The sequence below is a fragment of the Sphingomonas sp. 66-10 genome (assembly GCF_001897045.1).
Lineage (GTDB): Bacteria > Pseudomonadota > Alphaproteobacteria > Sphingomonadales > Sphingomonadaceae > Sphingomonas > Sphingomonas lycopersici.
This window is the reverse complement of sequence record NZ_MKRR01000133.1, coordinates 53,877-60,082: the sequence shown is the minus strand read 5'-3', so window position 1 is coordinate 60,082 and position 6,206 is coordinate 53,877. Positions and strand designations below refer to the sequence as shown.

Here is a 6,206-nt window from a genome sequence, read left to right as displayed (position 1 = left end):
CCCGCCGATTTGAAGGCGAACGCAGACAGGGAGGCCGACCGAACGCAGACCACTGGTGCTCCGCTGGAGCAATCGTGTCGTCATGTTCGCGCGATCGACGCATGAATCGGCAGTAGCGCCGCGCCCAGCGCGGAGCCGGCGCCGCCGAGCTGGGAGATTTCGATGTCGTACCGCTCCTTCTCGCTCTCGGCGATATGGTCGCCCCATTTGATCGCCCGGCGGTTCAGCCGTTCGGCAAGTCCGTGCATGATCGCGGACGGCAAAGGGCTCATCAGCCGGATCGCCCCCGGGTCGAACCAGGCGAGCGCCGAGTTGATCGTCTGGAGAAGCTGATCGGCGGCCCGTTCCAGCCAATCATCGATCGTCGCCTCATATCCCGGGATCGCCTCGGCAAAATCGGCCAGCGATCCGACCTTGCATCCGTCCGCCTGCAATGTTGCGATCAGATCGAGCGTCGTCGGGCGCGGCTGGTTACCCGGGTAGAACATACCGATCTCACCGGCGCTGCCCGTTTCGCCGCGCATCAGCCGGCCTTCATGAACGATTCCCGCCCCGATGCCGTGCCCGAGCAGGATCACCACCGCGGTGGTACAGCGCCGGATCAGCCCGCCCAGATAATATTCCGCGAGCGCCGCCGCCGTCGCGTCATTCTCGATCCAGATCGGCAGCCGCAGCGTTTCCTCGAAGATCGCGCGCAGCGGCGCCTCCTTCCACCCGGGCAGGTTCTGAACCACGTGCCAGCGATTGCCGTCGCGCGACAGCGCCGGGCCGGGCACGCTGAAGCCGACGCCGTACAGCCGGCTGCCCAGCAGTCGGTGTTCCATCGCGAGATCGTGGATACGGCGATCGACGTGGCGGGCGAAACAAAGCGGGTCGACGGGCTCGATCTTCTCGGACGTGAGCGACACCACGCCCCCGGCATAATCGACCAGCGCGATTTCCAGCAGGCCGGCATAGATCGCTACCCCGACCGCATAGCCCCCAGCCGGGGAAATCCGCAGCGGCACCGTCGGGCGCCCCCGACCCGCCAACGTCTCGGCGGGCAATTCCTCGATCAAGGCCTGCCCGATCAGCGTTTTGGTCAGCTTGGAGATGGCGCCGTTGCTGATCTGCAGAGACTCGGCCAGGGCAGACCGCGATTGTGGGCCGCGCGTGCGCAGCTGCCAGAGCAGCCGCTTCTCTTCCTCGAGCAGCGTGACCGGTGGATGCCTCATCATGCGGAGCCAATAGCAGCCCGGTATGCAGCCCGTGATTTATTTTCTCAGAAATAAATAAATCTGTCATCCGCGCCGCGCATCGGCGCCGCGAGTTCACGATATCTCGGGGGAAACGATCCGATGAAGAAGCATAATTTCGCCGCCGGCTGCGCGGTGCTCGCGCTCTGCGCGCTATCCGCGCCGGCCTTCGCGCAGACCGCCGACACGCCGGCCGCCGACCCGGCGCAGACCGCCGACGATACGGGTGCGGACATTATCGTCACCGGCTCGGCGCGCGCGCAGCGCCGTTTCGACGTCTCCTATGCGATCAACTCGCTCAGCCAGGCGAACGTCGAGAAGATAGCGCCGAAGAGTTACGCCGACCTGCTCGGCACGGTCCCCGGCATCCAGGTCGAGGCGACCGGCGGTGAGGTGCAGAACATCACCCGCGTGCGTGGCATCCCGACCGATCGTGGTTATCTGATCTTCCAGCAGGACGGGCTGCCGCTCTACCACGAAATCGACGGCGTCTTCTTCAACTCCGGCGAAGGCATGAACCGCTACGACTTGATGACCGAGCGGGTCGAGATCGTGCGCGGCGGCCCGGCGCCGATCTATGCCAGCAGCGCCGCGGCGATCGCCAACAACATCACCGTATCGGGCGGTCCGCAGGCGCGCGGCAAGGCGCAGGTCACGCTGGGCGATACCGGCCTTTATCGGCTCGACGCGATGCAATCCGGCCCGATCAGCGACAACACTTTTTTCGCGATCGGCGGTTTCCTGCGCCAGCATGACGGTTATCGCTATGCCGGTTTCCCCAGCGACAAGGGCGGCCAGATCCGCGCCAACCTCAAGCGCGAGCTGAACAATGGATATGTCAAGATCTCGGCCGAATATGTGAACGACCACAACGTCTTCTATCTGCCGATCCCGACCAACGATCCGCGTAACCCGGCGGTCTCGCTCAATCCCTATATCGACTATTTCACCGGCACGATGAACTCGCCGTCGCTGCGCAACGTCAACATCAAATATCGCGACGGCGCCGGAGCGCTGCAAAGCATGCAGCGCGACCTCGCCAACGGCCGTCACATGCGCTTCTTCAACGCCGCGGTCGATTACGAAGCGGACTTCAACGGCTGGCACGTCTCCGCCAAGGTCGGCGGGACCAAGGGCAAGTCGAGCTTCGACGCCTTTTATTCGACGACCAACCCCGCCGATGCCACCACCTTCGCCGCCGGCTATCTGACCGCCGCGCGCACCGCGTTCGGCCCCAATGTCGCGCGGCTGGGCTATGCGCTTGCGGGCACCAACGGCGCAACGGTCTACGATCCCTCGACCGCTTTGGGCCTCGTCATGTCCGGCCAGTATCGCGCCTCGGAATCGGACTTCTATTCGGTGCAGGGCGACCTCAGCGTTACCCGCAAGTTCGAGACGGGCATCGGCACTCATGACGTGCGCGTCGGCCTGTATGGCTCCTTCTACGGCAACACGCTGCTCCAGGCCTATCAGGACATGCTCATCGAGGTGCGCAGCCAGCCACGCACCCTCGACCTGGTCGCCTATTCGTCGACGGGCGCGGTATTGGGCTCGGTCACGCAGAACGGCGTGCTGCGCTACACCACGACGCTTAACCAGGGTCAGGGCGACGCGCAGATGATCGCCTTCTACGCGAACGACACCTGGGATATCACGCGTGGCCTGCGCGTCGACGCCGGTATCCGTACTGAACGCTATGGCTATAAGGGCATCGCGCTGCCCACCACGCAGGTCAATCTGGGTGACGCCACCACGCTCGCCGACGACACCACCCGCGCCTTCACCGGCCAGGTGCTCGATCAGCGGCTGAATCCCAAGGCGACCAACTGGACGGTCGGCGTCAACTACGACCTGAACGGCCATTTCGGCGCTTACGGGCGCATCTCCAACCTCGAAGTGCCGCCGCAGCTGGGTGTGGTGACCGGCATCAATGCGACCATCGTCAAGACCAAGGCGCGTCAGTACGAAGTCGGCCTGAAGGCGAGCTTCGGCCCGAACTATCTCTACGCGACCGGCTTCTACACCAAGTTCAACCCGTTCAACGCCTCGTTCGCGGCGTTCAACCCGCTGACCGGCCGCAACGACCAGACGCTGCCGTTCATCGGCGAGGCCTCGGTCAAGGGCGTCGAAGTCGATGGCCGGGTCGTGCCGATCCGCTGGTTCTCGCTCGAAGGCTCCGTGACCTGGCAGAACCCGGAATATGCCAATCTGCAGAACAGCTCGGGCGCCGATCCGAGTGCGGTGAACGGCAAGCAGATCATTCGCGAGGCGAAATTCTTCGGCAATTTGCGGCCGAGCTTCGACTTCGACCTCGGCGCGCAGAAGCTCTCGATCTTCGGGCGATTCGAATGGGTCGGCCGGCGCTATGTCGACTTGTTCAACCGCACCGCGATGCCGGGGTACCAGACGATCGGCGCGGGCGCGTCGCTCGATTGGGGGGCGTGGCACGTCCAGGTCGTTGGCGACAATCTGTTCAACGCCCACGGCCTGACCGAGGGCAACACGCGTACCGACCAATTCGCCGGCCAGGGCACCAGCGAGGCGATCTACGGCCGCCCGTTGTTCGGCCGGAACTTCCGCCTCATCGTCAGCCGTAGCTGGTGATGCGTGCGCTGCTCCCCGCCGCGGCGCTCGCGGTGACGGCGCTCACCGCTCCGGCTTCGGCCGAGGCGGTGGACGACGGGATGATGGTAACGCTGTCCGCGCGACTCTTCCCGTTGCTCGATGCCGCCGGGCATGATCCAGCAGCGCTCGAGCGGATCGCCAGGGCGCCCGGCATGGAGGATGTGCTGCGCCTGCGGCGGGAGCGACGCGCCGTGTGCGGCGCCGATCTCGTCTGCCGCGCGCAGGCGCTGCTCTGGAGCGATCGCGAAGCGGCGGCGATGCGTCGCGCCGTCGCTCAAACGCAAGGCCTTCCCGCGGCAGATGATACGCCCGCTGCGCAAGTGGATCGCGAGATCGCGGGGATCAACACGATCGTGCGGACCTATGCGCTGGGGGCGATCCCCGCGACCGCGATCGATGGCCCCGGCGCGGTCTCGCCGCAGGATCATCAGGCGCGCCTCCAGGCAGCGGACTGGATCGCCGAGACGCCCCGCGACGGATCGGCGCAGCGGCTCGATCCCAGCATCGACTATGCGCTCGCGCTGCTCGACGTGAGCGATCGCACTGATGCGATCGGCCATGAACCGCTGACCGCCGGCGCCAACGCTGCGGCGATGGCGCGGGCGAAGACGCTCGACTGGCATCGCTATCGCTATAGCGCGATGATCGTCACGGGCGTTGGCCCCGAGATCGAGGGCGAACCGCTCAGCCCGTTCGGGAAATATCATTTGCGCCTTGCCGCGCGCCGGTTCGCGCAGGGTGACATCGCCTTCATCCTGCTCACGGGTGGGCGGGCGCATCCACGCGCGACGCCGTTCACCGAGGCCGACGAAATGCGCAAGGCGCTGATCGACCGCTACGGCGTGTCGCCCGACGCGATCGTCACCGAGCCCTATGCCCGCCACACCACCACCAACCTGCGCAACGCCGGCCGGCTGCTCGCGCGGTTAGGCGCGCCGCTGGAGGCGGAGACGGTGATCGTCTGCAACCCGCTGCAGAGCGCCTATATCGAAAGCGCGAAGTTCGCGGAACGCAACGCGGCCGAGCTCGGCTATCAGCCCGGCAAGGTCGTGCGTCGGGTGTCGCCGACCGAACTGGTGTTCCGTCCGTCACGAGCGTCCGAGCGCGTCGACCCCCGCGATCCACTCGATCCCTGAAAGATACCGTCATGCGCCGCTTCGCTTTGGCCGCCGCCCTCATGCTGTGCCCCGCCGACGCTCATGCCTGGGGCGGCACGGGGCACGCGGTGATCGACCGTGCGGCGATCCAGACGATACCCGATGACGGCCCGGTCTTCCTCCGTCGCTATGTCGACTATATCTCCGCTTCGGCCGCGCTGCCGGACAGTTGGCGCGGGGATTCGGAGGGCTTTTCGAAGATCGAGGAAGACCCGAACCACGGCTGGTTCCGCGAACAATTCGCCTTCCTGAAGCCGATCCCGCGCTCGCGCTACGAGTTCATCCTCGCGCTCTATAAGCATTACGAGACGATCAAGCAGAGCGATCCGGCTACCGCGGCACGCACCAACGTCCGCTGGACCGGCACTTTGCCTTATGCGGCGATGGAAGCCTATGAGCGGCTAATCGTCTGCATGCGCGCGATCCGCGCTGCGCAGGCCGGCGGCGGCGACGCATCGGTTCCCGAGCAGCACTGCGCGTTCCAGGCGATCCGGCTCGGCCATTATATCGGCGATGGCGCGCAGCCGCTGCACATCTCGGTGAACTCGGACGGCTGGCTCGGCGCCAATCCGAACGGCTATACCCGCGACCGCAGCATTCACGGGCGGTTCGAGAGCCGCTTCGTCGATGGCATCGGGCTCACCGCTGCGGACATTATGCCCCGGATCGGCGCGCCGGCGCATCGCCACGGCGACATGTTCGATGCGGTGCTCGCCTTTCTCGATCAATCGGGCGATCGAATGGAGACGGTCTACAAGCTCGAGAAGCGTGATGGCTTCAGGAACATGGCGGACAAGGACGTCCGCGCCCTGATCTACGAACGCACCGCCGCGGGCGCGGCGATGCTGCGCGATATGCTCTGCCGCGCCTGGGCGGAAAGCGCGGTGCTGCCGGCCAAGACGACACCCTCGCCACTCGATTTCTCCAACCCGCGCTTCAATCCGGAGACGGGCTCCGCCCCCGCCTGACGCCAGGCGAGCGCGCGCAACAGCCGCGCATGCCGGCGATGGTCGAGCGTGAAACGCCTGAGCAGCAACATGGCCAGCAGCGTGCCGGCGAGCGGCACGCCCAGACCGAGACCGAACATGCCGAGACGCACCGCTATCGGCTGTACCGCACCGGGAACGTAGCCGAGCGCGTTCAGCACCCAGCCGATCATCGCGGTCGCCCCGGCGCCACCGGCCTTCAC

5 protein-coding genes are annotated in these 6,206 nt (G+C 66.0%); 4 read left to right on the top strand and 1 reads right to left on the bottom strand.

What is annotated here, in order from left to right:
• Positions 1-80: 80 nt before the first annotated feature.
• A complete protein-coding gene (locus tag BGN95_RS14230) occupies positions 81-1,214 on the bottom strand; it encodes an ROK family transcriptional regulator (protein ID WP_286773034.1) in 1,134 nt (377 codons plus the stop codon).
• Positions 1,215-1,337: 123 nt separating this feature from the next.
• Here BGN95_RS14230 and BGN95_RS14225 point away from each other — a divergent pair, with 123 nt between their 5' ends.
• The 4 genes from BGN95_RS14225 to BGN95_RS14210 form a co-directional block, all read left to right on the top strand.
• Positions 1,338-3,839, top strand: a complete 2,502-nt coding sequence (locus BGN95_RS14225) for a TonB-dependent receptor (protein ID WP_286773033.1) — start codon at positions 1,338-1,340, stop codon at positions 3,837-3,839.
• Complete coding sequence (locus BGN95_RS14220) at positions 3,839-4,996, top strand: YdcF family protein (RefSeq protein ID WP_286773032.1); 1,158 nt, start codon at positions 3,839-3,841, stop codon at positions 4,994-4,996. The genes BGN95_RS14225 and BGN95_RS14220 overlap by 1 nt, the downstream gene beginning before the upstream one ends.
• 11 nt (positions 4,997-5,007) lie before the next feature.
• Complete coding sequence (locus BGN95_RS14215; RefSeq protein WP_286773031.1) at positions 5,008-5,985, top strand: phospholipase C/P1 nuclease family protein; 978 nt, start codon at positions 5,008-5,010, stop codon at positions 5,983-5,985.
• Positions 5,986-6,014: 29 nt separating this feature from the next.
• Positions 6,015-6,206: hypothetical protein (locus BGN95_RS14210; RefSeq protein ID WP_286773030.1), on the top strand; the 192-nt coding region annotated here is incomplete at its 3' end.